This window comes from Micrococcus sp. TA1 (assembly GCF_014199555.1).
GTDB lineage: Bacteria > Actinomycetota > Actinomycetes > Actinomycetales > Micrococcaceae > Citricoccus.
The window spans coordinates 723,881-745,730 of record NZ_JACHNW010000001.1 but is presented as its reverse complement, the minus strand read 5'-3'; the positions used below and the strand labels follow the sequence as shown (position 1 = coordinate 745,730).

21 protein-coding genes and 1 other RNA gene are annotated in these 21,850 nt (G+C 70.5%); 4 read left to right on the top strand and 18 right to left on the bottom strand.

Annotated elements, in window-relative coordinates; all coding sequences use genetic code 11:
• Nucleotides 1-45: 45 nt before the first annotated feature.
• From hisN to GGQ69_RS03125, 3 genes are read left to right on the top strand one after another with little or no spacing between them, the layout of a single operon-like run.
• Entirely contained in the window at nucleotides 46-864 is an 819-nt protein-coding gene (gene hisN, locus GGQ69_RS03135) for a histidinol-phosphatase (protein ID WP_183524497.1), read from the top strand.
• Entirely contained in the window at nucleotides 864-1,349 is a 486-nt protein-coding gene (locus tag GGQ69_RS03130) for a CrcB family protein (RefSeq protein ID WP_183524494.1), read from the top strand. The genes hisN and GGQ69_RS03130 overlap by 1 nt, the downstream gene beginning before the upstream one ends.
• Complete coding sequence (locus tag GGQ69_RS03125) at nucleotides 1,346-1,720, top strand: CrcB family protein (protein ID WP_298045039.1); 375 nt, start codon at nucleotides 1,346-1,348, stop codon at nucleotides 1,718-1,720. Before GGQ69_RS03130 ends, GGQ69_RS03125 begins: the two co-directional genes overlap by 4 nt.
• An 86-nt stretch (nucleotides 1,721-1,806) precedes the next feature.
• Here the strand turns inward: GGQ69_RS03125 and ssrA are convergent.
• Nucleotides 1,807-2,177: a transfer-messenger RNA gene (gene ssrA, locus GGQ69_RS03120) on the bottom strand.
• 112 nt (nucleotides 2,178-2,289) lie between these two features.
• Entirely contained in the window at nucleotides 2,290-2,796 is a 507-nt protein-coding gene (gene smpB, locus GGQ69_RS03115; protein ID WP_183524491.1) for an SsrA-binding protein SmpB, read from the bottom strand.
• A 200-nt stretch (nucleotides 2,797-2,996) separates the two neighbouring features.
• On the opposite strand from smpB, the gene GGQ69_RS03110 reads away from it, so the two are divergent.
• A complete protein-coding gene (locus GGQ69_RS03110) occupies nucleotides 2,997-4,448 on the top strand; it encodes an amino acid permease (RefSeq protein ID WP_183524488.1) in 1,452 nt (483 codons plus the stop codon).
• Nucleotides 4,449-4,490: 42 nt separating this feature from the next.
• On the opposite strand, the gene GGQ69_RS03105 is transcribed toward GGQ69_RS03110, so the two are convergent.
• The 16 genes from GGQ69_RS03105 to GGQ69_RS03030 form a co-directional block, all read right to left on the bottom strand.
• On the bottom strand, nucleotides 4,491-6,029 hold the full coding sequence (locus GGQ69_RS03105; RefSeq protein ID WP_183524485.1) for a M23 family metallopeptidase: 1,539 nt from the start codon (nucleotides 6,027-6,029) through the stop codon (nucleotides 4,491-4,493).
• Nucleotides 6,030-6,093: 64 nt separating this feature from the next.
• Nucleotides 6,094-7,008 carry a permease-like cell division protein FtsX gene (gene ftsX, locus GGQ69_RS03100; protein ID WP_183524482.1) on the bottom strand — a complete coding sequence of 305 codons (915 nt, stop codon included), beginning with the start codon at nucleotides 7,006-7,008 and terminating at the stop codon, nucleotides 6,094-6,096.
• A complete protein-coding gene (gene ftsE, locus GGQ69_RS03095) occupies nucleotides 7,005-7,886 on the bottom strand; it encodes a cell division ATP-binding protein FtsE (RefSeq protein ID WP_183524479.1) in 882 nt (293 codons plus the stop codon). The genes ftsX and ftsE overlap by 4 nt, the downstream gene beginning before the upstream one ends.
• Nucleotides 7,887-8,079: 193 nt before the next feature.
• Nucleotides 8,080-9,069 carry an alpha/beta fold hydrolase gene (locus GGQ69_RS03090; RefSeq protein ID WP_183524476.1) on the bottom strand — a complete coding sequence of 330 codons (990 nt, stop codon included), beginning with the start codon at nucleotides 9,067-9,069 and terminating at the stop codon, nucleotides 8,080-8,082.
• A complete protein-coding gene (locus GGQ69_RS03085; RefSeq protein WP_221243336.1) occupies nucleotides 9,044-9,778 on the bottom strand; it encodes a TetR/AcrR family transcriptional regulator in 735 nt (244 codons plus the stop codon). The genes GGQ69_RS03090 and GGQ69_RS03085 overlap by 26 nt, the downstream gene beginning before the upstream one ends.
• A complete protein-coding gene (locus GGQ69_RS03080) occupies nucleotides 9,768-11,333 on the bottom strand; it encodes a class I adenylate-forming enzyme family protein (protein WP_183524473.1) in 1,566 nt (521 codons plus the stop codon). The genes GGQ69_RS03085 and GGQ69_RS03080 overlap by 11 nt, the downstream gene beginning before the upstream one ends.
• Nucleotides 11,330-12,544 carry a branched-chain amino acid ABC transporter permease gene (locus tag GGQ69_RS03075; RefSeq protein WP_183524470.1) on the bottom strand — a complete coding sequence of 405 codons (1,215 nt, stop codon included), beginning with the start codon at nucleotides 12,542-12,544 and terminating at the stop codon, nucleotides 11,330-11,332. The genes GGQ69_RS03080 and GGQ69_RS03075 overlap by 4 nt, the downstream gene beginning before the upstream one ends.
• Nucleotides 12,541-13,422, bottom strand: a complete 882-nt coding sequence (locus GGQ69_RS03070; protein ID WP_010144280.1) for a branched-chain amino acid ABC transporter permease — start codon at nucleotides 13,420-13,422, stop codon at nucleotides 12,541-12,543. The genes GGQ69_RS03075 and GGQ69_RS03070 overlap by 4 nt, the downstream gene beginning before the upstream one ends.
• A 3-nt stretch (nucleotides 13,423-13,425) precedes the next feature.
• Nucleotides 13,426-14,202, bottom strand: a complete 777-nt coding sequence (locus GGQ69_RS03065) for an ABC transporter ATP-binding protein (RefSeq protein ID WP_183524467.1) — start codon at nucleotides 14,200-14,202, stop codon at nucleotides 13,426-13,428.
• 3 nt (nucleotides 14,203-14,205) lie between these two features.
• On the bottom strand, nucleotides 14,206-14,976 hold the full coding sequence (locus GGQ69_RS03060; RefSeq protein ID WP_183524464.1) for an ABC transporter ATP-binding protein: 771 nt from the start codon (nucleotides 14,974-14,976) through the stop codon (nucleotides 14,206-14,208).
• A gap of 48 nt (nucleotides 14,977-15,024) precedes the next feature.
• Nucleotides 15,025-16,212 (bottom strand): substrate-binding domain-containing protein, encoded by a 1,188-nt coding sequence (locus GGQ69_RS03055; RefSeq protein WP_221243486.1) that lies wholly within the window; start codon nucleotides 16,210-16,212, stop codon nucleotides 15,025-15,027.
• A gap of 360 nt (nucleotides 16,213-16,572) precedes the next feature.
• Complete coding sequence (locus GGQ69_RS03050) at nucleotides 16,573-17,244, bottom strand: CoA transferase subunit B (RefSeq protein WP_183524458.1); 672 nt, start codon at nucleotides 17,242-17,244, stop codon at nucleotides 16,573-16,575.
• Nucleotides 17,244-18,038, bottom strand: a complete 795-nt coding sequence (locus GGQ69_RS03045) for a CoA transferase subunit A (protein ID WP_010144275.1) — start codon at nucleotides 18,036-18,038, stop codon at nucleotides 17,244-17,246. The genes GGQ69_RS03050 and GGQ69_RS03045 overlap by 1 nt, the downstream gene beginning before the upstream one ends.
• An 82-nt stretch (nucleotides 18,039-18,120) precedes the next feature.
• The gene (locus GGQ69_RS03040) at nucleotides 18,121-18,921 is read right to left on the bottom strand and encodes a 3-hydroxybutyrate dehydrogenase (RefSeq protein ID WP_221243335.1); all 801 of its coding nucleotides are present in this window, start codon (nucleotides 18,919-18,921) and stop codon (nucleotides 18,121-18,123) included.
• Between the two features lie 58 nt (nucleotides 18,922-18,979).
• Entirely contained in the window at nucleotides 18,980-20,188 is a 1,209-nt protein-coding gene (locus GGQ69_RS03035; RefSeq protein ID WP_183524455.1) for an acetyl-CoA C-acetyltransferase, read from the bottom strand.
• A gap of 98 nt (nucleotides 20,189-20,286) precedes the next feature.
• On the bottom strand, nucleotides 20,287-21,810 hold the full coding sequence (locus GGQ69_RS03030) for a GntP family permease (RefSeq protein ID WP_183524452.1): 1,524 nt from the start codon (nucleotides 21,808-21,810) through the stop codon (nucleotides 20,287-20,289).
• Nucleotides 21,811-21,850: the final 40 nt, after the last annotated feature.

The following is a 21,850-nucleotide window of genomic DNA, read 5'->3' as shown; positions in this document are numbered from 1 at the left end:
TGCCGATGGCGCTGAGCCCTGCGGCCTCGCGGTAGCGTGGCCTGCATGAGCGATGCGCCCAAGAACTACACGGACGACCTCCGGCTGGCCCACATCATGGCCGACTCGGTGGACTCCCAGACGATGTCCCGCTTCAGGGCGCAGGACCTGAGAATCGACACGAAGCCGGACCTCACCCCCGTCACGGACGCGGACCGCGCGGCCGAGGAGCTGATCCGCGGGAACCTCTCCCGGGCCCGCCCGCGGGACGCGGTCCTCGGGGAGGAGTTCGGAGAGACCGGCCACGGCCCGCGGCGCTGGGTGATCGACCCCATCGACGGGACCAAGAACTTCGTGCGCGGGGTGCCCGTGTGGGCGACCCTGATCGCGTTGATCGACGACGGCGAGCCCGTGGTGGGCGTGGTCTCGGCCCCGGCCCTCAACAGGCGCTGGTGGGCCGCGAAGGGCACCGGCGCGTTCATGGGCAAGTCACTGGCCTCGGCCACGCGGATCCACGCCTCGAACGTGTCCCGGATCGAGGATGCCTCCCTGTCCTACTCGTCCCTCGAGGGCTGGCGCGAGCGGGGCAACATCCGGGACTTCCTGGAACTGACCTCCACCGTGTGGCGCACCCGCGCCTACGGTGACTTCTGGTCCTACATGATGGTCGCCGAGGGCGCCGTGGACATCGCCTGCGAGCCCGAGCTCGAGCTGTACGACATGGCCGCCCTGGTGCCGATCGTCACCGAGGCGGGGGGCCGCTTCACCTCGCTCGAGGGCGAGGACGGCCCGTTCGGGGGCAATGCGCTGGCCACCAACGGCCTGCTCCACCCCGATGCCCTCGAGGCCCTCAACCCGGACCTGATCGGCCAGACGCAGGCCTGATGAGCGGCCGGGATCCCGGTGTGGGCCGGGACCAGGCCCCGCCGCGCGAGTCGCTCACCGCGGCGATGGTCCTGGCGGTGGCCGCGGGCGGGATGGCCGGGACGCTGGCGCGGTGGCTGCTGGTCGAGGTCGTCCCCTCCCCCGCGGACTCCCCCATCCCCGGCTGGCTCATGCTCTCGGGCGTCAACCTGCTCGGCGCGTTCCTGCTCGGGCTGCTCACCGCACGGACCTCCCGGCGGCCGCTGCCGCGCTGGCTGCGGGCCGGTCTCGGGGTGGGCGTCCTGGGCTCGTTCACCTCCCTCTCGGCCGTGGTCCTGGCCGCCGCCCTCGTCACGGGCCTCGGCCCGCAGGCCGCCCCGGGTGAACCGGTCGCCCTCGCCCTCGTGGCCCTCGGCGTCGTGGCGGCCCTCGCCGTCAGTGCCGCCCTCGGCACCGCCGCCGCCCTGGCGGGACTGCGCGCCGGGACGCCCGGGGGCACCCGGTGAGCGTGCTGCCGGACGCGGCCGGGGCCGGCGTCGTGCTCTGGCTCATGCTGGCCGGTGCGTGCGGCGCCGTGCTGCGCCTGGCCTGCGACCACTGGTTGCCCCGGGGCGGGATCCTGCTGGCGAACGTGGCGGGCTCGCTCGTGGCCGGCCTGGTGATCGGTCTCCAGCCCTCCGCGGACGCGACGACCCTGTGGGTGACCGGGTTCTGCGGCGCGCTCACGACCTTCTCGACCGTGTCCACCGCCACCGCCGACGACGTCCTCCGCGGCCGATGGGGCACCGCCGCCAGGACGTGGGCCCTGCACCTGGGCCTCGGCGCCCTGGCCGTGGTGCTGGGGCTGCTGAGCGGGTCTGCGCTGTCGGCCGCGTGAACGAGGGTGCGCGCGAGAAGTCCCCGGGTGCTTAAACACAGCGGACCCGGGACACCGCCGCAGCGATGTCCCGGGTCCGTCACGGGGAGTGGAGATGGCGGGAATTGAACCCGCGTCCGATGCAGTGTTGTCAGGGCTTCTCCGGGCGCAGTTTGCGCTGGGTGTTACTCGGCCCTGGCTGTCCCGCAAACAGGCAGCCAACCCGGGCCCAGCCGGATTAATGTCTCCACCACGACCCCCGGCGAGGGTGGCGGACAGTGGCTATCTAATCGACGCCAGGATCCGGGGCGATAGCATCCCCGGGCTGACGGACTCGTTCACTGATCAGGCAGCGAGAGCGAAGTCAGTGCGCTTAGATTCGGCACTTGTTGGTTTGCAGAGGGCGTTTCCGAGATAACTCTGCATCCTCGGCCCGCTTCCCCTGTCGCGACGTGCATCGTCGAAACCGATCATCCCCATGTTCTGTTGTCAATCAACCGGTGCCCTGCGGGGTTCCACTGATCCCCCACCTGGTCCGGACTGCCCAGTATAACCCATGGGCGTCCGCGGGTATTCCCGGCGGCGGTGACTCAGGCCGCGCGCCGGTTGCGGATCCGCATGGCGCGCTGGGCCTCGCGGTTGTCCTGCTTCTCCCGCAGCGCCTGGCGCTTGTCGTAGTCCTTCTTGCCCTGGGCCACGCCGATCTCCACCTTGACGCGGCCGTTGCGGAAGTAGAGCTGCAACGGCACGATGGTGTGTCCCGACTCCTGGATCTGGCGGGCGATCTTCGTCAGCTCCTGGCGGTGCAGCAGCAGCTTGCGCCGGCGGCGGGCGGCGTGGTTGGTCCAGGACCCGTTGAGGTACTCCGGGATGTAGACCTGCTCGAGGTAGAGCTCGTTGCCGTAGAACACGGCGAACCCGTCCACCAGCGAGGCGTGGCCCTCCCGCAACGACTTCACCTCGGTGCCCATCAGCGAGATCCCGGCCTCGTAGGTGTCCAGGATGAGGTAATTGTGGCGGGCCTTGCGGTTGGTCGCGATGACCTGCCTGCCGTCAGGACCGGCCTTCTTCGACCCGTCAGCTGATTTCTTGGCCATGGCTTCTCCTTCCGGCCCGGGGTGGTCACACGGACTTTCCAGTGTACTGCCGCCGTCAAGGGAACGGGCGCTGGCACCGGGGTCACCACCCGGCGCAATTCACCCGGGACCGGGAGACCGTGATCCTTGGCGTGGCCCGTGGAGGCGAGTACGTTCAAGCCATCATGTCCTCCAGCTGTGCACGGATAGGCGGGACAGCCATGAAAGCACAGAACCCCAAGTCCATCCTGCGGCGTATGCCGATCGACCTCATCGAGGAGGAAAGCAAGCACGCGGTGCTGTCCAAGAGCCTGGGCCTCTGGCAGTTGACCGCCCTCGGCGTCGGCGGCATCGTCGGCGTCGGCATCTTCACCCTGGCCGGACTGGTGGCGCACGGGGACGCGAACAATCCCCCCGTCGGCCCGGCCGTCCTCATCTCCTTCCTCATCGCCGGCCTGGCTTCCGCGGCCGCGGCGCTGTCCTACGCCGAGTTCGCGGGCATGATCCCCCGGGCCGGTTCGGCGTACACCTACGGCTTCGTGGCCCTGGGCGAGATCATTGGCTGGTTCATCGGCTGGGACCTGCTGCTGGAGTACATCGCGATCGTCGCCGTGGTGGCGATCGGCATCTCCGGTTACGCCGAGGCGTTCCTGCAGGGGTTCGGGCTGGAGCTGCCCGCGTGGATGGCCTCGACGCCCGACCAGGGCGAGGGCGGGATCATCAACCTCCCGGCCATCCTCATCTGCCTGCTGGTGACCTTCATCCTCAGCCGGGGCACGAAAACCTTCGGTCGGTTCGAGCTGATCGCCGTCGGCATCAAGATCCTGCTGATCCTGTTCATCATCGGCCTGGGCGTGTTCTACATCGACACCGCCAACTTCGACCCGTTCATGCCCTCCGGGTTCGGCCCCGTGCTGACGGGCGCGGCCACGGTCTTCTTCGCCGTCTTCGGCTATGACGCCATGAGCACGGCCGCCGAGGAGGCGCAGGACGGCACCAAGCACATGCCCAAGGCCATCATCCTGTCGCTGATCATCGCGATGGTCCTCTACGTGGCCGCCACGCTCGTGCTGACCGGGATGCAGAACTACCGGGACATCGACCCGGAGGCCGGTTTCGCCTCCGCCTTCTACTCGGTGGGCCTGCCCGTGGTCGCCTCGATCATCTCGATCTTCGCGGTGATCTCGATCCTGACCGTGATGGTGACGTTCCTGCTCGGCGTGACCCGGGTGTGGTTCTCCATGAGCCGCGACGGACTGCTTCCCCCGTGGTTCGCCCGGGTGGACCACCGCGGCACGCCACAGCGGGTGACCTGGATCGCCGGCATCGCCTCGGCCGTGCTGGCCGGGATCTTCCCGATCCGGGCCGTGGCGGACCTGACCAACATCGGGATCCTGTCCGCCTTCGTGGTCGTCTGCACGGCCGTGATCCTGTTCCGCTACACCCGCCCCGAGGCCTCCCGGACCTTCCGGCTGCCCTGGATGCCCGTGGTGCCCGCCTTCGGCGTGCTGGCCTCGCTCTTCCTCATCCTGCAGCTGCACTGGGAGACTTGGGTGCGTTTCGGCGTCTGGCTCGTCATCGGCCTGGTCATCTACTTCGCCTACGGCCGCCGGCACTCCGTGCTCAACGCCGACAGCCCCCACTACCGTCACGACCTGGCCTCCCGGTCCTGACCGGCCCGTTCGGGCGGTACGGGCCCGACCGGGCCGAGCGGGTCAGAGCAGGCCGAGCGGGTCGATGGCCTGGCCGTCGAGGATGGTCTCGAAGTGCAGGTGGCAGCCCGTGGAGTTGCCGGTGGATCCGGTGTACCCGATGACCTGCCCACGCCGCACCTGTTGCCCGGGTGAGACGGTCGACCGGGTCATGTGGTGGTACTTGGTGGCCAGCGCGCGGCCGTTGACCACGCCGTGGGAGATGACCACGCGATTGCCGGACGACCACACGGCCCAGTCGGCGTTCCAGACCTCCCCGGCGGCGGCGGCCTTGATCGGGACCCCGCAGCCCCCGCCGAAGTCGATGCCCGTGTGCACGTAGCCCCCGGCGCCACCGTAGTCGAACGTGCCGGCCGGCGTCGCGCGCCAGCCGAACCCGGAGGTGAGGTAGGTGCTGATCGGCATCTGCAGTCCCCACCCGGAGGAACCGGCCTGCTGCTCCGCCTGCCGGGCGCGCCTCTCGGCGGCCACGGCGGCCCGGTCCGCCCGGTCGGCCGCGTCCTGGGCCCGGCGCGCGGCGGCCCGGTCGGCCGCGGCGGCGGCCTGACGGGCCTTGCGGGCCGCTTCCTCGGCCGCCCGACGCTTGCGCTCGGCCTCTGCCACCGCCTCGCTGTGCTGGCGCTGCAGGTCGGACTGGCGACTGGACTGGGCGGTCAGCGCCCGCTGGCGCTGGGCGATCTGCCGGTTGACCTGGTCCTGGGCCGCCCGGTTGGCGTCGATCTGGGCCTGGATCTTCGGTCGCTGGGCCTTGAGCTCATCGGTCAGCCTCGAGGTGTCCGTCACCATGCCGTCCAGTGCGCGCTTGGCGCGGGAGGCCTCGTCGCGGGCCTGCTTCTCGCGGTCCAGGGCCTTCTCGGCCTCGGCGCGCAGGTCACGGATCTCGGCCTCGACGGCAGCCAGCCGGACCTCGGCGTTCACGTCCGTGGCGCGGGTCTGGGAGACGGAGGAGATCCTGTTGTTCTGGATCCGCATGGCCTGGTCGGCCAAGCCCACGGCGTCCGGCAGGGACGAGTCACTCAGGCCGAGCATGAACGCCAGGTCCGAGGAGACGCCGCCCTGCTTGTAGGCCTGGTTGGCGATCTGGCCGATCTCCTGCCGGGCGGTGTCCAGTTCCCTCTCGCTCGCCCTGACCTCGGCGAGGAGCTCGGCCCGGCTGGACTCGGCCCGGTGGACCCGCTCCTGCAGGGACTGGACCTCGGCCGTGGCCGCCGAGACCCGGCTCTCCGCCGCGGAGAGGGCCTCCTGGGCCCCGGGCAACCGGTCCTGGAGCCGGTTGAGTTCGCGGATCTTGTCCGCGATCTCCGAGTCCAGGCCCTCCAGCGAGGCGTCGAGGTCACCCCTCCGGCCCTGGAGCGACGACTGCTGCCCGCCGAGGTCACCCAGCTCCTCGTTGATCCGGGACTTCTCGCGCTCGGCCTGGTCGATCTGCCGCTGCAGGTCGTCGATGCCGCCCTGGGCCAGGGCGGCGCCGCCCATGGACAGGGTCAGGACGGTGACGAGCCCTGCGCCCAGGATGGCGCGGGACAGCCGGCCTCGCTTCATGGTGTTCCTCCGGTGGTGCGGTCGCGATGTGGACACAGTGGTGTCCGTGCAGGTCAGACGGGGGTCACACCTTAAGGTAGCGCCTCAGGGTGAGCAGGGATGACGCGGCGGCCAGGACGACCGCGACGGCGAGCAGGAGGGGCACCAGCATCAGGGCGTCCCCCCCGGCGATGAATCCGGTGCCGGGATACTGCCGGGTCAGCCAGTCCCCGATGAAGAACTCGGCGATGGCCCACGAGGTTCCGCTGGCCAGCACGGCCCCGAGCAGGGCGGCGATCACGCCCTCGAGCAGGAACGGGAGCTGGATCATGGTCTTCGAGGCGCCCACCAGGCGCATGATGCCCGTCTCCCGCCGCCGGGAGAAGGCGGAGAGGCGGATGGTCGTGGCGATGAGCAGCACGGCGCAGACGAGCATCACCCCGGCCACCGACACCGCGATCACCGACGCCATGTTCATCAGGGAGAAGATCTGTTCCAGCAGTTGCCGCTGGTCCGAGACCAGTTCGACGCCGGGCATCGAGGAGAACAGCTCGTTGACGACCTCGTACTGTTCCGGGTCCACGAGCGCCACCCGGAAGGACTCGGGCAACTGCTCGGCGGTCACGGTCCCGGCCATCGCGGAGTTCTTGAACTGCTCCTGGAAGATCTGCAGGGCCTGGTCCTGGGACTCGTACTCGTAGCTCTTGACGTACGGTGCGGCCGTGGGCGACTCCAGCAGGTGCCGGACCGCCTCGCGCTGGCCGTCGGTCACGGGACCGGTGGCGCAGGAGGCCGTGGTCGAGGTCCCGGTGCACAGGAAGATGGCCACCTCCACCCGGTCGTACCAGTAGCCCTTCATCTGGTTGATCTGCAGCTGCAGCAGGCCCGCGGCCCCCACGAAGGTCAGGGAGATGAAGGTCACCAGGACCACCGAGACCACCATGGACAGGTTGCGGCGGATGCCGGAGAGGGTCTCCCCGAGGATGAACGCGAACCTCATCGGCGGCCCTCCTCCGTCCCGGTCCGCGCCGTGCCGGTCCGTGCCGTGCCGGCCCGTACCGGCCCGGGAGGCACTGCGCGTATCCCTGCGTCCGTGTCCGTGTCCGTGTCTGCGCTCGCGCCTGTGCCGGTGTCCGTGCTCGTCTGGACGGTCTCCCCCGCTGTCGCCGCCCAGTCGTCCGCCGGCGGCACCGGCGCGGTGCGGTACTGGCCGGCCTGTTCGTCCCGGACGATCCGCCCCTCGCGCAGTTCCACCACGCGCCGGCGCATCTGGTTGACGATGTCGTGGTCGTGGGTGGCCATCACCACGGTGGTGCCGTTCTCGTTGATCTGGTCCAGCACGGCCATGATCCCCAGGGAGGTCTCCGGGTCCAGGTTGCCGGTGGGCTCGTCCGCCAGCAGGATGTCCGGTCGGTTGACGATGGCGCGGGCGATGGCCACCCGCTGCTGCTCCCCGCCGGAGAGCTCGTGCGGCAGGCGCCGCTCCTTGCCGTCCAGGCCCACGGTGCGCAGGACCTGCGGAACGGTCTGGCGGATCTGCCCGCGCCCCTTGCCGAGCACCTGCATGGCGAAGGCGACGTTGGCGAAGACGGTCTTGTTGGGCAGCAGGCGGAAGTCCTGGAAGACCACGCCGATGCTGCGGCGCAGGCGGGGCACCCGCCAGCCCGGCAGCCTGGCCACGTTGCGGCCGGCCACGTAGACCGCTCCGGCGCTGGCCCGCTCCTCCCGGAGCATCAGGCGGATGAACGTCGACTTTCCGGAGCCGGAGGCACCCACGAGGAACACGAACTGACCGCGCTCGAACTCCACCGTCACGTCCTGCAGCGCCGGACGGGAACGGCGATCGTAGACCTTGGTGACCTGCTCGAACCGGATCATCTTCCACACTCGCCCACGGACAGGATGCCCTGCGGCACCCGGGGCTGGGTCGGGAGAAGGCTCGGTGCCGGCCCCGTCCACGATAGTCACGGGAAGGTAACACTCGTGGGATCTCGCGTCCGGAATCAGGCGTGTCATCCCGGACCACCGTCGGCGATGATCAGCATCGACCCCGGTCAGCCGGGCGTTGGGGTCAGGAGGGTGCGCCGAGCCCCGCGGTGATGATCTCGGCCACGGTCCGGGCGCCCCCGGGAGCCATCACGATCGAGTAATGGTTGGTCCCGGGCACTTCCGTGACCGTCAGGTGCCGTGCCAGGGCAGGGACCCGGCCCCGCCAGGACGCGATGTAGTCCTCGCTGAACAGTCCGGGTTCCTCGTTGAACAGGCCCCTGCGGCTCCAGAGCAGGTGTGCCGGGACGGCGACCTCGTCGATCGCCCGCAGGAGGGAACCGCCCCCCTGCAGCTCGGTGGTGTCCTGGGCCATGGCCTCGTAACGGGTGGCCGGGCGCAGCGCGGCCCCGTCCGGTTCCAGGTCATAGGTGATGTAGTCCTCCATCAGCGCCGCCGTGCTGCTGCCCGGGGTCCAGGCGTCGAGGAACGCCGGGTGCAGCAGCCAGAACCGGCGGTAGTCCTCCACCGAGCCGAAGCGCATCGCGAGCCGTTCGGCCACCGGGCCCAGCACGGCCTGGACCACCTGCTGTGGATCGAGGCCGGCGGGGACCCTCAGGGGGATGCCGCCGTCCACCAGGACCACGGAACGCACCCGGTGCGGGTGCCGGTGCGCGAGCACCAGGGTGACGAAGGCGCCCATGGAGTGCCCGACGACGACGACCGGGCCGGTGGCCGTCTCGCCCAGGACGGCGGCCAGGTCATCGGCGTGGGCCGGCATCCCGTACGGCCCCGGCAGGGCACTGGACCGGCCCCGGCCGCGCAGGTCGGGGGCGATGATCCGGACCCCGGGCAGCGCCTGGGCGAGCAGGCCGAAACTGCGATGGGAGGCCGAGACCCCGTGGACGGCCAGGATCGTCGGGGCTGCCGGGTCGCGCGGACCCCACAGGCCCACCGTCATCCGCCCACCGGTCACGGCGACCGTGGTCTGGCGGTAGTCCGGACCGAGGTCCGTGTGGCGGTGGTTCCGCGCCACCGGAGAGGACGCGTCAGCGGCCAGTGATGTCTCGGACATGGTCCGTTCCTTCCCGGTCCATCGCCCCGGGCGCCAGCGCCCGCTCGATGAACTCCATCATGGTGTCGAAGACGTGGTCGGGGACGTCCCCCGTGCCCTCACGCGTGGCGCCGTCCTGGTCCTGGGGCCAGAGCACCCAGCGCATGCCGATGATCTCGCCGATGCCCATCAGGGCCCAGGCGACCACCTCCGGGTCCATGCGGTGCACCTCACCGGACCGCTGGCCCTGCTCGATGCCCTGGGCGTAGCCGTCCACGATGCGGGAGTAGTGCAACCGCAGCGCGTCCGGTGAGGCGAACTCGGCCTGCCGGATGATCCGGTACAGCGCCGGGTGCTCGGCGGTGAAGCGGAAGAACGCCCGGAAGCCCGCGCGTTCGGAGGCGATGCGTCCGGCGTCGGCCTCCGCCAGGGCGGCATCGGTCATGGCACGCCGCACCCGCCGGTTGAGGTCCATCACGACCTCGTTGAAGATCTCCTGCTTGCCCTCGAAGTAGAGGTAGAAGGTCCCCAGGCCGCAGCCCGCCTCCTCGGTGATCTTCACGATCGAGGCCGCCGGGTAGCCCAGCTCCGCGAAGACCTTCTCGGCGGCGTCCAGCAGTCTCCTGCGGGTACGCAGCCCCCGTGCGGTGAGCACGGTGCCCTTGGTGGTGGTGGGCACCTCCTCGCCGCCGGGCGTGTCCGTGTCCGGATGCAGCGGTTCAATGGCCATGGTGAGTCCTTTCCCGGGCCGGGGGCCGCAGTCGGCCCCGGGCGATCTTCTCCAGGCCCGTCCGGGGCAGGTCCGGGACGAAGGTGTAGTGGGTGGGCTGCTTGTACCCGGCCAGCAGCCGTGCGCAGTGCTCGCGCAGTTCAGTCTCGTCCACGGGCACTCCGGAGCGGCGGACCACGAACGCGTGCCCGGTCTCCCCCCAGCGCTCGTGCGGCGTCCCGACGACGGCGGCGGCGGCCACGGCCGGATGCGCGGTGAGGACCTGTTCCACCTCGGCGGGGACCACGTTCTCCCCGCCCGAGACGAAGATGTCCTTGAGACGGTCCACGATGCGGAAGTACCCCTCCGCGTCGCGCTCCACCAGGTCGCCGGTGTGCAGCCAGCCGCCGCTCAGGGCCCGGGCGGTGGCCTCCGGATCACGGAAGTAACCGGCGAAGACGCTGGGGCCGCCCACCAGCAGTTCCCCGGTGGCGGGGCCCTCCAGCAGCCGGCCGGTGACCGGGTCCGCGACGGCGACCTCGACGTGGGGGTAGGGCCGTCCCATCCAGCCCACCTTCTCGCGCGCGTCCTCGGCCGGCAGGGAGAGCACGTTGGGACCCGCCTCGGTCAGTCCGTAGCCCTGGACCAGCGGCACGTCGCGGGCGTGCCAGGCCCGCATCAGGGCCGGGGGCATGGACGCCCCGCCGACCACGGCCAGCCGGAGGCTGGACAGGTCCGTGGTGGCGAACCGCGGGTGCTCGGCGAGCATGAGGTACTGCGCGGGGACCGCCATCAGCGTGGTGATCGAGCGGTCCTCGATCAGGGAGAGGACCCGTCCGGCGTCGAAGGTCCGTTCCATGACCACCGTGGCGCCGGACCACCACGCCAGCAGGGGCTGGATGTTCCAGCCCCCGGTGTGGAATTGGGGCAGGACGGCCAGCACCACGTCGGAGGAGGTGATCTCGAGGGTGCGGGACAGGGCCAGGTTGTTCCAGAAGCAGTTGGCGTGGGTCAGCACTACCGCCTTCGAGGCTCCCTCGGTCCCGGACGTGAAGGGCATCAGCACCGGGTCTTCGTCCTGCACGGGGCTACCGGGCGCCCGTTCCTCCGCCCGGTAGCCCCGGCCCGTCCCTCGCCGGTGCGGGGCCGGAACCTCCTCCTCGATACCGGACCGCCCCGGGCGCACGCGGGACGGGGGCATCGGCAGCAGGGCGCAGGCCTCGGCGGCCAGCGAACCGAAGTCCTCCTCCACCACGAGCAGGGCGGGATCCGCGGTCTCCAGCTGGACGGCCACCTCGGCGGGCCGCAGGCGCCAGGACAGCGGGGTGAGGACCAGGCCGGACTTGGCGCAGGCGAAGAACAGCACCACGTGGTCCGAGCTGTTGCCGGAGAGGGTGGCCACGCGCTCCCCCGGCCGGTAACCGGCGGCGACGAGTCTGCCCGCCAGTCGGGTCGCGCGGTCCTCGAGCTCCCGATAGGTCAGGGCCACCCCGGCGTCGAGGATGGCGGTGCGGCCGGGAGTGGCGACGGCGCGGTCGGTGGTCCACCGGCCCAGGGTGTGCAGCGCGGCGTTCATTCGGCCTGCTCCAGGACCGTGACGGGGTCCTTGCCCGGCCGGCCCCGTCCGGAGCGGGCCGAGAGCCGCCGGACGAAACCCGCCAGGCCACCCGGCATGAACAGCACCACCAGGACGAACAGCGTGCCCAGCAGGAACAGCGGTTCGGACAGCGGCACCCTCAGCAGGGCCGGCATCGACTGGATGGCCTCGGACTGGGCGAGCACCGTGAGCCGCTGGTCGAGCAGCGTGTACAGCACGCCGCCCACCACGGCTCCCCACCGGGACCCGACGCCCCCGAGGACCACCATGACGAGCAGCGTGATGGTGAAGTCCGCCGAGACGGTCCTCGGGACGGCACCGGACTGCAGCAACAGGTGCACCATGCCGACGCAGCCGGCCAGGGTGCCGCCCACCACGAAGATCAGCAGCTTGGCCAGGTAGGGCTTCAGTCCCAGCACCCTGACGCGGTTCTCGTTCTCGCGCACGGCCTCGGCGAGGTGGCCGGCCCGCGAGTTCTGGATCCAGCTGACGATGGCGAAGACGATGATCAGCACGGCCAGCGCGAGCCAGTACAGGTTCCGGGTGTTGGACACCCCGACCAGGAAGGCGGGGACCTGCTCCGTGTTCAGGCTCAGCCCCTCCTCGCCCCCGGTGGCACCGTCCGGGTTGCGCCGCACCAGCACCGAGCCGGCCTGGGCGAACGCCAGGGTGACCATGGCGAACGGGATGCCGCTGACCCGCAGGGCCACCGCACCGGTGACGTTGGCCAGGATGACCACGACGAGCAGCGTGAGGAGCATCGCCGGGATCAGTCCCATGCCGGTGCGTTCGAGCAGGATGCCCAGGACGTAGGCGCCGGCTCCGACGTACAGGGCGTGCCCGAAGGACAGCAGTCCGGCCACGCCGATCAGCAGGTGGTACGTCAGGGCCGCCGCGCCCATCAGCAGGCACAGCGCCATCAGCTGCAGGGCACCCGGCTGGTAGGTGGCGGTGGGGAGGATGCCGGGGAGCTGGATGTTCAGCAGCGGCAGCAGGGCCAGGGCCACGACCCCGGCGACGGCGGCGACGCCGCCGATGATCCGACGGCGGGCCGGGGACCGGCCGGGGCCGGAGGGGCCCGGTGTCGTGGGCGGGGTGAGGGAGGCCTTGAGCCGGTCCGTGGCGGAGGACCCCTCCCGGCCCCCGCGGCCGCCGTGCTGGTCCTTGAGTTCTTCCGTGGAGGCGCTCATGCGGTGGCCACCTTTCGTCCCATGAGTCCGGAGGGCCTGGTCAGCAGTACGACGGCCAGCAGGATGACGACCACGAAGTCGCCGATGCTCCAGAAGTAGTTGGCGAACTGTTGCAGCACCCCGACGAGCACGGAGGCGACCGCCGCACCGGCCAGGGAGCCGAGGCCACCGATGACGGTGACGATGAAGGCGAAGATCAGCAGCGATCCGCCCAGCAGGGGCGAGACGTAGCCGAAGTAGTGGCTGGCCAGGACGCCGCCGATCCCGGCCGCGGCGCCGCCGATGGTGAAGACCAGGGTGAACGCCCGTCGGACGTCGATGCCCAGGGCCGTGACCATGGAGCGGTTCTCCACGCCGGCGCGGATGATCATGCCGTAACGGGTCCTCTTCAGGAACAGCACCATGCCGGCCAGCACCAGCCCGGCGATGAGGATGGTGATGAACAGGTGGTTGGGGACCTGGGCCCCCAGGATGTTGGTGGTCATGCCCATCCAGGTGGGGCCCTGGATGAAGACGGGGTCGGTGCCCCAGATGCCCTCGAACAGCGCGATGGCCGCGAGGTTGAGTCCGACCGTGACCAGGACCTGTTCGATGTGCCGTTCGTACAGCGGGCGGATGAGGACGAACTCCGTCAGCGCGGCCAGCAGTGCGCCGACGAGGCAGCCGACCAGCAGGGACAGCGCGAAGCCGCCCCAGGAGTCGGCCCCCATGACCCGCGCCGTCTCCCAGCCGATGAGGGCGCCGAGGGTGAGGAACGCGCCGTGGGCGAAGTTCAGCACGCCCATCAGGCCGTAGATCAGGGACAGTCCGGAGGCCACCAGGAAGTAGACGGCGCCGAGGCCGATCCCGGTGACCAGCAGGAGGAGGATGGTGTCCATGGGTCAGGCTCCTTCGTGAGCTGGCCCCGTGCCCACGCCGAGGTGGCGGGTGACGAGGGTGTCGTCCTCGAGGAACGACGTGGCGGAGTCCGTGGTGTGGACCACGTGGCCGTCCGAGAGCACGATGGCCCCGGCGGCGAGCTGGCGGACGACCGCCAGGTTCTGCTCGACGAGCAGGATCGGCACCGTCTTGGCGGCCTCCTCGAGCGCGTCGGCGACCTCGCCGACGATCTTGGGGGCCAGGCCCTTGGTGGGCTCGTCCACGAGCAGCACGCGGTTCTCGTTCATCAGCGCCCGGGCCAGGGAGACCATCTGCTGCTGTCCCCCGGACAGGGAGCCGGCGGCCTGCTGCGCTCGCTTGACCAGGTCCGGGAACAGGGACTCCACGAGCTCCCGCCGGGGATGGTCGTCCCGTTCCGACAGGCGCAGGTTCTCGGCCACGCTCAGTCCGGCGAAGACCTCCCGGTCCTCCGGGACGTAGCCGACCCCGCGCTGGACGATCCGGTGGGTGGGCAGGGCCTGGATGGGCTGGCCCTGGAGTTCCACCGTTCCGGCGTCCCGGTGGATCAGGCCGAGGATGGCCTTGATGGTCGAGGTCTTGCCGACGCCGTTGCGCCCGAGCAGGGCGGTGATGCCGGTGGCCGGCACGGAGAAGGTGACGTCCTCCACGACCTGCTGGCCGCCGATGGAGGCCTTCAGGTTCCTGACGGACAGGACGGGGGCGGGGTGGGTGCCGCCCGCCGGCACGGGAGCCGGGGTGCGCTGCACTGTGGTGCTCATGGCTCAGGCCACCTGTCCCATCTCGCCGAGGTAGGCCGCCTGGACCTCCGCGTTGGCCATGATCTGCTCCGGCTGGTCCACGGCCAGCAGCGAGCCCTGGTGCATCACCGCCACCCGGTCCACGAGGCCGAGCACGACCTCCATGTGGTGTTCGACCATCATCAGGGTGCGGCCGGACTCCCGGTGGATGCTGCGGATGATCTCCATGAGTCCCGGCACGTCCCCCGACCCGACGCCGGCCATGGGCTCGTCCAGCAGGATGAGCGCGGGGTCGGTGGCGAGCAGCATGGCGATCTCCACCTTGCGCTTGTCCCCGTGGGAGAGCCCCCCGGCCGCGGCGTCCGTCCGGTGCTGCAGGCCGACCCGTTCCAGGCACTCGGTGGCCCGGGTGGTGGCCGCGTCCCCCCGGCGCGGGAAGTGCAGCAGGGACAGCGAGCCGCCCTGCTGGGCCTGGGCGGCCAGGCGGACGTTCTCCAGCACGGACAGGCCCGGGAACAGCGAGGACGTCTGGAACGTGCGCCCCAGTCCGGCCTTCGCCCGCCGGTCGACCGGCAGGTGCGTGATGTCCCTGCCGTTCATGGTGATGCTTCCCTCGGTGGGTCGCATCAGGCCGGACACCAGGTTGAACAGGGTGGTCTTGCCGGCCCCGTTGGGGCCGATCACCCCGACCATCTCCCCGGGCGCGACCTCCAGGTCGATGTCCTGGAGGATGCGCGCTCCGCCGATGTGCAGGCCGATGCCCTGGAATCTCAGGGCAGGGGTCTGGGTGGTCATGATGGTCCTTTCGGGCAGGATCTGCGGGAGAGGGTCGGGGTGTTCAGGTCACTTCGCGGCGGTCGGCGGGGCGGCATCGGCCGCCCCGACGGTCTCGACCAGCTCCGGAGTCCACTCCGAGCCCTTCTGGACGAGCTTGGCCTGGTACATGTCCTGGACCAGGGCGTGGTCGTCCGCCCGCACCGTGGTGGTGCCCTTCGGCCCCCCGAACTCCCAGCCCTCGAGCGCGGTCACCATCGAGTCGACGTCGGTGCCGCCGCCCTCCTCGATCGCCTGGACGATCATCTGCCCGGCCACGAAGCCGTCCGGGGTGAACAGGTCCGGTTCGGCGCCCTGCTCCTCGACGTGCTCCATCATGAAGTCCTCGACCTCGTTCTGACCGGCGCCCGGGAAGTAGTGCGAGAGGAAGGAGATCTTCTCGCCGGCCGCCCCGTAGGCGCCGTAGGTCGCCTTGTTGGCCAGGCCGGTGACGATCGGGGCGGCCTCGAAGGCGCCCTGCTGCTCGAGGGCCTGCCACATGGAACCGGCATTGGCACCGGCCCAGGCCACGAACACCAGGTCCGGCTTGGCGTCCACGATCTGTCGGGCGAACGGGGTGAACTCGGTGACGTCCTCGGGGACCAGGATGTCCGAGACCTCGGCGCCCTCGGCGCCCAGGACGCCCTCGACGGCGGCGACGTTGCCCTGGCCGAAGGCGTTGTCCTGGCCGAAGACGAGGACCTTGGAACCCTTCAGGTCGTCCACGAACTGACCGGCCGTGGCCACGTCCTGGATGGACTGGCGGCCGGAGCGGAAGGTGTAGTCGTTGATGCCGGTCACGGCGTCCGTGGCGGCCGGGCCGGAGATGTAGAGGATCTGGTTCTGCTCGGCCTGCTCGGCGAGCTTGAGGGCGATGCCCGAGACGGTGGTGCCGGCCAGGATCTTGTACTCCTTGCCGATCAGCTCCTTGGCGATGGAGACCCCCTTGTCCGGATCGCCGCCGTCGTCGTGGTAGGTCAGGTTGATCTTCGTCTCGCCGACCGTGCCGGTGCCGTCCGTGGCGTAGTCGATGCCGGCCTGCAGACCGGCGTAGTACTCCTCGCCGTAGGCTGCCAGCGGGCCGGTCTTGGAGTAGACGATGCCGACGTCCACGCTCTCGGGCGCCTCGGCGGCGCCGTCCTCGGATCCGGCGCCGGTCTGGGCCGTCGGGGCGCAGGCGGTGAGGGTCAGTCCGGCGGCGAGGATGCCGGCGGCCATGATCTTGGTGGGGTTCTTCACGAGTGGGCCTTTCCATGAGGACCAGGGGTGCGGTGGTTCGATGGTCGGGAGGCTGCTCCCGCGCGGGGGTGATCGCCCGGTCGCGACAGGGTCTCGAGGGCTCAACATGAAAGACGATTCAGGTTGTGCTCAGAGTATGTGTGAGGGATCACACCGGCGTCAAGGACATGGGCAGACTTTCCTGAATCAGGTCTCAGGTCGTCTCAATGCACCCCCGCCCCGACCGGGTGCCGGGTCCCGGACACGCAGAAGCCCGGCCACCCCTCGAGGGGTGGCCGGGCTCGCGGTGCCGGCGCGCCGCCGTCGGGACCGGATCCGGACCCGACGGCGGCGCGGTGCTCAGTGCAGTTCGACGCCAGTGGACTGGCGGACCTGGTCCTCGCTGACCCCGGGGGCGGTCTCCACGAGCACCAGGCGGGGGAACTCGCCGGTCTTGTCCACGTCGATCACCGCCAGGTCGGTGATGATGCGGTCGACCACGCCCTTGCCGGTGAGCGGCAGGTCGCACTCGGCGAGGATCTTCGGAGTGCCGTCCTTGGCCGTGTGGTCCATCAGCACGATGACCTTGCCGGCGCCGTGGACCAGGTCCATGGCACCGCCCATGCCCTTGACCATCTTGCCCGGCACCATCCAGTTGGCCAGGTCGCCGTTCTGGGCCACCTGCATCCCGCCGAGGACGGCCACGTCGATCTTGCCGCCGCGGATCATCCCGAACGAGGTGGCGGAGTCGAAGAACGAGGCCCCCGGGTTCACGGTGACGGTCTCCTTGCCGGCGTTGATCAGGTCCGGGTCCACCTGGTCCTCCGCGGGGTAGGGCCCCACACCGAGGATCCCGTTCTCGGACTGGAGGACGACGGTGCGGCCGTCCGGGATGTGGTTGGGGATCAGGGTCGGCATGCCGATGCCCAGGTTCACGTAGGCCCCGTCCGGCAGTTCCTGGGCGGCCCGGGCGGCCATCTGGTCACGGGTCCAGCCCTGCAGCCGGGTCTGGGTGCTCTGTTCGGTGCTCATCAGGCGTCCTTGTCCGTCGTGGAGGCGGTCCGCACGGTCCGCTTCTCGATTCGCTTCTCGATGTCCTGGCCGACCTCCACGACCCGGTGCACGTACACCCCGGGCAGGTGGACCTGGTCGGGGTCGATCTCCCCGGGCTCGACCAGGCGCTCGACCTGGGCGATGCAGACCTTGCCGGACATCGCCGCCGGCGGGGCGAACTGCCGCGTGGCCTTGTTGAACACGAGGTTGCCGTGCCGGTCGCCGACGGCGGCGTGGACCAGCGCGTAGTCGGTGACGATCGACTCCTCGAGGGCGTACTGCTTCTCCCCCGTGCCGCCCAGGTCGAAGGTCCGGATGTCCTTGGGATCGGAGGACTTCGCCACGGTGCCGTCGGGGTTGTACTTCATCGGCAGGCCGCCCTCGGCGACCTGGGTGCCGACCCCGGAACGGGTGAAGAAGGCGGGGATCCCCGCTCCCCCGGCCCGCAGCTTCTCCGCCAGGGTCCCCTGCGGCACCAGCTCGACCTCCAGCTCGCCCTCCAGGTACTGGCGGGCGAACTCCTTGTTCTCCCCCACGTAGGAGGAGGTCATCTTGGAGATCCGGCCGGCGCCGAGCAGGATGCCCAGGCCCCAGCCGTCCACGCCGCAGTTGTTCGACACGATCGACAGGTCGCCGGCACCCTGCTCCAGCAGGGCCTCGATCAGCTGGATCGGGTTGCCGGACAGGCCGAAGCCGCCCACGGCGAGCGACGCGCCGTCCGGGATGTCGGCGACGGCCTCGGCAGCCGAGGCCACAGTCTTGTCCAGGGTCATGGTGCAGTTCTCCTTCTGAAGGGGGAGCTCCGTTGCTCCGGTGCCGGTGATTGCGGTTCTCAGCCGTCGGGTGGCGGATCCGTCAGTGGGCGGTCCAGCCGCCGTCCATGGTGTACGACCCGCCGGTGACCATGCCCGCGGCATCGGAGGCCAGCCAGGTCGCCAGGGACCCGACCTCCTCCGGCTGGGTGAGCCGCTTGATGGCCGAGTCGGTGAGCATGATCTTCTCGACCACCTCGTCCTCGCCGATGCCGTGAGTGCGGGCCTGGTCCGCGATCTGCTTCTCCACCAGGGCGGTGCGGACATAACCGGGGTTGATGCAGTTGGAGGTGACCCCGTGCGGGCCTCCCTCCAGGGCCGTGACCTTGGACAGGCCCTCGAGGCCGTGCTTGGCGGCCACGTAGGCGCTCTTGAACGGCGAGGCCCGCAGCCCGTGGGCGGAGGAGATGTTGATGATCCGGCCCCAGCCGCGCTCGTACATGCCGGGCAGGAGCGCGCGGATCAGCAGGAACGGCGACTCGAGCATCAGCCGGTGCATGAACCGCCAGTTCTCCGGGTCGAATTCGTGGATCGGGGACACCCGCTGGATGCCGGCGTTGTTGACGAGGATGTCCGTGTCCAGGTCCAACCCGTCGAGGGCGGCGGTGTCGGACAGGTCCGAGACCCACGCCTCACCGCCCACCTCGGCGGCGAGGGCCTCGGCGGCCTCCGCGTTCATGTCGGCGACGGTCACGGTGGCGCCGGCCGCGGCGAAGGCGCGCACGCACGCCTCACCGATGCCCGACGCCCCGCCGGTGACCACGGCGCGCCGGCCGGCCAGCGCGCCGTCGGCGATCACGCTCCCGGCCCTGCTCGGTTCCGGTGCTGTGTTCTGTTCGGTCATGGTCGGGCTGCCTTCCTGCGGACGGTGTTCAGGGGTGTTCACGGGTGGTCGGACGGGATCAGCGGCTCAGCAGCAGGGCTTCGCCCTGGCCGCCGCCACCGCAGAGGGCGACGCCGGCCCGGCCGGTCCCCCGGCGGGAGAGTTCCAGTGCCGCGGTGAGCGCCAGCCGGGCACCGGAGGCGCCGATGGGGTGCCCGAGGGCGATGGCCCCGCCGTGGATGTTGGTCTTCTCCAGCGGGTAGCCGAGCTTGTCCAGCGAGTGCACGATGATCGAGCCGAAGGCCTCGTTGACCTCGAGGAAGTCGAGGTCATCCGTCGTCCACCCGGCCTTGGCCAGCGCCGCGGAGACGGCATTGGCGGGCTTGTCGTGCAGGGAGGAGTCCTCGGGTCCGGCCACCTGACCGGGGGCGCCGATGGTCGCCAGGATCTGCAGGCCCTTCTCCTCGGCGTAGGCGCGGGAGGTGACCACCACCGCGGCGGCGCCGTCTGAGATCGGCGAGGAGTTGCCGGCCGTGATGGTGCCGTCCTTGGCGAACGCCGGCTTCAGGGCGCCCAGGGACTCCACGGTGGTCTCCGCACGGACCCCCTCGTCCTGTGAGACGACGAGCGGATCACCCTTGCGCTGCGGGATCTCGATCGGGGCGATCTCCGCGTCGAAGACCCCTGCGGCCTGGGCGCGGGCGGCCCGCTGGTGCGAGGCCGCGGCGGCCTCGTCCTGCGGGGCCCGGCCGATCGTCCGCTCGGCGTTGCCCGCCTCGGTGAGCTCGCCCATCGCCTCATGGCTCAGGGCGTCGGTGAGGCCGTCGTGCGCCACGGAGTCCTGGACCGTCGTCGGGCCGTACTTGTACCCCTTGCGGCCGCCCATCAGCAGGTGCGGCGCGTTGGTCATGGACTCCTGGCCACCGGCCACCACGACGCTCGCCTCGCCCAGCCGGATGAGCCGGGAGGCGTCGATCACGGCGGTGAGCCCGGACAGGCAGACCTTGTTGATGGTGGTTGCGGGGACCTCCCAGCCGATCCCGGCAGCCAGCGAGGACTGCCGGGCCGGGTTCTGGCCCTGGCCGGCCTGGATCACCTGTCCCATGATGACGCTGTCCACGTCCGCCGCCGCGACCCCCGAACGCTCCAGGGCGTGTCGGATGGCGTGGGCGCCGAGGTCCACGGCGGACAGCGAGGCCTGCTGCGACAGCAGCCGGGTGAAGGGGGTGCGGGCCCCTCCGACGATCACGGCGTCCTGGGGTGAGGGGGTCGACGGGGTGGTGGTCATGGGATGCTCCTCTCCGGGCGATGCCCGGCACTGGATGTGAATATGGTCTCAGGTGATGACGCGCGTCACCAGCGGGTCGCGGTGCGGACCGGACCGGCTCAGAACGCGCCGGTGAAGGACACCACCGTGGTCAGCACCGCGACCGTGATGACCGGGATGACCAGGGTCACCATGCCGATGTCCTTGTAGGACTGGCGGTGGGTCATGCCGCAGACGAGCAGCAGGGTGACCACGGCACCGGAGTGCGGCAGGGTGTCCAGGCCGCCGGCGGCCATGGCGGTGAGCCGGTGCATGGCCTCGAGGCTGACGCCCTGGTCCACGGCCATGTCCCGCAGCTGCTCACCGAAGGCGTTCAGGGCGATCGTCATGCCGCCCGAGGACGAACCGGTGATCGCGGCGGTGATGGAGGTGGATGCCACGGAGGTGACGAGGGCGTTGCCGCCCATGTTGAACACGGAGTCCCGCAGGACGGCGAAGGCGGCCACGGAGGCGACGACCGCGCCGTAACCCACCTCGGAGCCCGTGGAGAAGATCGGCAGCATGGCGCCCTTGGCGCCGTCGTAGAAGCCCTTCTTCAGGGCGGCGACGTGGCGGAGGTTGAGCGCGATGATCAGCAGCACGGCGGCGGTCAGGCCGACGGTCACGGCCCAGATCCCGGCGCGGGCCGAAAGGGTGACCCCGCCGAACTTCTCCTCGTTGAGGTAGTCCCAGTTCAGGGCCGGGAAGATGAACAGGGTGCAGGCGAAGTTGACGGCGACCACCATCAGCAGCGGCAGGAACGGCACGACGGCGTTCGGCGGGGTCAGCAGGGCCGCGGAGGTGGGAGCGGCATCCGGGTTGGACTCGGTGTCCACCGCGGAGTTCTTCCGGTCCTCGTCCACGACCGCAGCCCCCGGACCGACGCCCTTGCCGTGGGAGACGGAGCCACCGGCGGTGGCCGTGGTCGCGCCGTGCTCGCGGTCGATGGCGTCCAGGGTGTCCGCGAAGTGCTCGCCCTTGGCCATCAGGGTCCGGCGGCGGTACTCCAGCCAGAGCAGGCCAAGACCGCCGATCATCAGGGTGCCGATGAGGCCGATGCCGGGGGCGGCGAAGCCGTCGGTGCCGAAGAACTGGCCGGGGATGAGGTTCTGGACCTGCGGGGAGCCGGGCAGGGCGGTCATGGTGAAGGTGAAGATGCCCAGGGCGATGGTGCCCGGGATCAGCCGCTTCGGGATGTCCGCCATCCGGAAGAGCTCGCGGGCCAGCGGGAACATCACGAAGGCCACCACGAACAGGCTGATGCCGCCGTAGGTCATCAGCGCCGAGGTGACCACGGTGGCCAGCAGCGCGCTGCGGGCGCCGATCACGCGGGTCACCGAGCGGGCGATGGACTCCGCGTACCCGGTGGCGGTCATCAGCAGGCCGAAGATGGCCCCGAGCAGGAACACCGGGAAGTAGTTCATGACGAAGTTCGCCAGGGCCGGCATGAAGATCTCGGTGTAAGAGGCCAGGATGGGCGCCCCGGAGAAGACCAGGGCCACCACCGAGGCGATGGGTGCGGCGATGATGACCGGCATGCCCCGGTAGGCCAGCGTGATCAGCAGGGCCAGGGACAGGATGATGCCAAGAATCCCCAGGAGCATAGGAGAACCTCTCGAACGTGGGGTCACCGGCCCGGTGGGG

Bases quoted from the DNA above. Each gene is read 5' to 3' on its own strand.
- GGQ69_RS03110 (WP_183524488.1), top strand. From the start codon at position 2,997: ATGAAAGCACAGAACCCCAAGTCCATCCTGCGGCGTATGCCGATCGAC.
- GGQ69_RS03030 (WP_183524452.1), bottom strand. From the start codon at position 21,810: ATGCTCCTGGGGATTCTTGGCATCATCCTGTCCCTGGCCCTGCTGATC.
- GGQ69_RS03045 (WP_010144275.1), bottom strand. From the start codon at position 18,038: ATGACCCTGGACAAGACTGTGGCCTCGGCTGCCGAGGCCGTCGCCGAC.
- GGQ69_RS03050 (WP_183524458.1), bottom strand. From the start codon at position 17,244: ATGAGCACCGAACAGAGCACCCAGACCCGGCTGCAGGGCTGGACCCGT.
- GGQ69_RS03070 (WP_010144280.1), bottom strand. From the start codon at position 13,422: ATGGACACCATCCTCCTCCTGCTGGTCACCGGGATCGGCCTCGGCGCC.
- GGQ69_RS03040 (WP_221243335.1), bottom strand. From the start codon at position 18,921: ATGACCGAACAGAACACAGCACCGGAACCGAGCAGGGCCGGGAGCGTG.
- GGQ69_RS03075 (WP_183524470.1), bottom strand. From the start codon at position 12,544: ATGAGCGCCTCCACGGAAGAACTCAAGGACCAGCACGGCGGCCGCGGG.
- GGQ69_RS03065 (WP_183524467.1), bottom strand. From the start codon at position 14,202: ATGAGCACCACAGTGCAGCGCACCCCGGCTCCCGTGCCGGCGGGCGGC.
- GGQ69_RS03055 (WP_221243486.1), bottom strand. From the start codon at position 16,212: ATGGCCGCCGGCATCCTCGCCGCCGGACTGACCCTCACCGCCTGCGCC.
- ftsX (WP_183524482.1), bottom strand. From the start codon at position 7,008: ATGAGGTTCGCGTTCATCCTCGGGGAGACCCTCTCCGGCATCCGCCGC.
- GGQ69_RS03085 (WP_221243336.1), bottom strand. From the start codon at position 9,778: ATGGCCATTGAACCGCTGCATCCGGACACGGACACGCCCGGCGGCGAG.
- GGQ69_RS03060 (WP_183524464.1), bottom strand. From the start codon at position 14,976: ATGACCACCCAGACCCCTGCCCTGAGATTCCAGGGCATCGGCCTGCAC.
- GGQ69_RS03080 (WP_183524473.1), bottom strand. From the start codon at position 11,333: ATGAACGCCGCGCTGCACACCCTGGGCCGGTGGACCACCGACCGCGCC.
- smpB (WP_183524491.1), bottom strand. From the start codon at position 2,796: ATGGCCAAGAAATCAGCTGACGGGTCGAAGAAGGCCGGTCCTGACGGC.
- GGQ69_RS03035 (WP_183524455.1), bottom strand. From the start codon at position 20,188: ATGACCACCACCCCGTCGACCCCCTCACCCCAGGACGCCGTGATCGTC.
- GGQ69_RS03090 (WP_183524476.1), bottom strand. From the start codon at position 9,069: ATGTCCGAGACATCACTGGCCGCTGACGCGTCCTCTCCGGTGGCGCGG.
- hisN (WP_183524497.1), top strand. From the start codon at position 46: ATGAGCGATGCGCCCAAGAACTACACGGACGACCTCCGGCTGGCCCAC.
- ftsE (WP_183524479.1), bottom strand. From the start codon at position 7,886: ATGATCCGGTTCGAGCAGGTCACCAAGGTCTACGATCGCCGTTCCCGT.
- GGQ69_RS03130 (WP_183524494.1), top strand. From the start codon at position 864: ATGAGCGGCCGGGATCCCGGTGTGGGCCGGGACCAGGCCCCGCCGCGC.
- GGQ69_RS03105 (WP_183524485.1), bottom strand. From the start codon at position 6,029: ATGAAGCGAGGCCGGCTGTCCCGCGCCATCCTGGGCGCAGGGCTCGTC.